Here is a 2,426-nt window from a genome sequence, read left to right on the forward strand (position 1 = left end):
TTTCCGTATCGGCTCTGAATAGCTTGTCAAAGTCAGCGGGCTTTGACTATTTTGCAACAGTCGAACAGCCCAACAAGAAGTCTGACTATCTGTTTGATATGCCCGTTGTCGCGATTGCTTCAAAATTCCCCATCCTATCTAGTGAAGCAGTTTCGGTTGATCAATATTTGATTCAGAGTTTGGGGCTCAACTCAGAATTTGTTTTTAGTCGTCAGCCGATCAGGGCCGTTATTGAAATCGATGATTACTCCAAGGTTGCCGTGTATGTGGCGCACTTGAAGTCTAAAAGGTCGAAGTTTGATCGTCACTTTTATGTGGATACAGCCGACAATGAACAAGTTCGTAATTTCCTTTACGACGACCTGCATGGTCGGTGGGCTTCAAGTATGCAGAGAGGAACTGAAGCAGCTCTTCTCTACAATGACTTTTGGAAATCTAGTGCGAAGGAAGATATGCCAACCATTATGCTTGGTGATCTAAATGATACGATCGACTCAACGCCTTTGCAGTTGCTGGTGGCTGGCGGGCATATTGATAGAATTGGATCGAAATATGTTTCATCCCTTTCTGCTGCGGAGAGGCTGAATGTTGAAAAACATACACTTTACGATGCCTTTGAAATTAGTGATAAAACTATCGAAACTCGTCGTAGCCCTACACACTATTTTGCAAATAAGGGCAGTGTTTTAGATTATGTGCTGTTATCAAAGGAATTTGATGCTAACAATCCACGCAGTATTGCGGAAGTCGTTAGTTATGACGTGCACGATGATCATCTGCAAAACCCTAACTATGAGGTAGACGCTGAAGCATCAGACCATGCCCCCGTGTCAGTCACCATCGAAACGGCCTTTTAAAGACTCCTAGACTCTGCTGTCGCCTAAAAAGCAATTCCAAATCAATCCTCACATTACTGCTGACAGTGATCCATATCGAGTTTGTATTCGTAGACCTTACTGATAACTGGTAACGAATTCGAGAAGAGTAAGTTGGAACAGTCAGCAGTAACAATCCGTCGCGACACATTGTACTACGATGGCGAATGCCCTCTATGTACAGCTGAGGTGTGTCGATTGAAGAAACATGCAGGCGACAATCTCACGATTAAGAACGTACATGATTTGGATTCAACAACTGAATCGCCGAGCAAAGATGTTTTGCTGAAGAGGCTGCACTTGAAAACTTCTGACGGAGAGTGGTTAGTAGGCGTTGATGCAAATGTTAGGGCTTGGCATCACACGCCCTACGCTCGTTTTTGGCGGGTACTTAACTGGCCTTTCATTCGTTTGTTTAGCCGCTGGGGATATGAAATATGGCTAGCGTATCGCCAGTATAGAAGTAAAAAGCAACCCTAGAACCAGAGTCCTGAATGTAGAGTAGGTAAAAAAGAATGTTTAAATGGTTTAGCAAAAATCCTTCTAAAAAACTCGTGAAAGCTTATGAAGCGAAGCTCACCGAGGCGATGCATGCACAGCGCAATGGCGACATAAGAGCCTATTCTATGCTCAGCAAAGAAGCCGATGATATTTATCAGAAAATACAAAGTGTTATGGCTAAAGAAAGTGCTTAGGGCAGGTCATCACGATGTCTAATCAATTTTTCTATACCGAAAGGCTCGGATCGATGAAGTTTATCTTGCTAGCTTGTTCTGTATTTGTGAGTTCCTTACTCACAGGGTGTAGCTTGGTTAAATACACGATTGAGCATGCTCCCTATTCGCTTATTCAGTCAGATGGAAATTTTGAGATCCGACATTACGACCAGATGTTATTGGTTTCCACAACGATGAATAGTGAAAAGGGGAGATCGTCAAACGATAGTGCTTTCAAACGACTTTTTGCGTATATCTCCGGCGAAAATAGTAAGGGGCAAGATATCAGCATGACCGCGCCTGTGTTCATGGATCAAGACAAAGCAACTAAAATGTCTTTTGTTCTTCCCGAAGATTTCAGGATTGAGACAGCACCGGCGCCGAGAGACCCAAACGTTTCTTTGGAGCGAGTCAATGATTACACCGTTGCAGCGATTCGCTTCAGTGGTTGGCTGGACGAGGACACAATAGAAAGCAAGAAAAGCGAACTATTGGCTTGGTTGAATGAGCAGGATATCAAAGCCATTGGGCAGCCTATTATTGCCGGTTATGATCCACCTTCGTCAATTCCTTTTTTTAGACGAAATGAAGTTCTAATCCCGATAGAGTAGACCCCATCTTTGTGTTCGTATGCCATGAGTGTGAGAAGGGTGCTATCTAACTGGTCTCTTCTGGACAGTGTGTAGATCCTAATCTATCTTTGATAGTGATCTGCTTTAATCAAACAGGACACTTCAATAAGGAATATAATCCAATTATTGAGGTGTTAAATGACAAAACGAAAGAACAGAAGTTATACAACAGAGTTTAAACAAGAAGCGGTTGCCCTGGTCAC

4 protein-coding genes are annotated in these 2,426 nt (G+C 43.0%); all 4 read left to right on the top strand.

The features are described 5' to 3' along the window. A partial coding sequence (locus A3761_RS18255) for an endonuclease/exonuclease/phosphatase family protein (RefSeq protein ID WP_068750639.1) occupies positions 1–857 on the top strand: 857 nt, incomplete at its 5' end. Positions 858–1,025: 168 nt separating this feature from the next. Beyond that, positions 1,026–1,355, top strand: coding sequence for a thiol-disulfide oxidoreductase DCC family protein (locus A3761_RS18260; RefSeq protein ID WP_255374952.1), 330 nt, complete (start codon positions 1,026–1,028; stop codon positions 1,353–1,355). A gap of 35 nt (positions 1,356–1,390) precedes the next feature. Further along, a complete protein-coding gene (locus tag A3761_RS18265; protein ID WP_068510205.1) occupies positions 1,391–1,570 on the top strand; it encodes a DUF6435 family protein in 180 nt (59 codons plus the stop codon). A gap of 14 nt (positions 1,571–1,584) precedes the next feature. After that, entirely contained in the window at positions 1,585–2,202 is a 618-nt protein-coding gene (locus tag A3761_RS18270) for a heme-binding protein (RefSeq protein WP_197470023.1), read from the top strand. The last annotated feature ends 224 nt before the right edge of the window (positions 2,203–2,426 follow it).

This window comes from Oleiphilus sp. HI0123 (assembly GCF_001635315.1).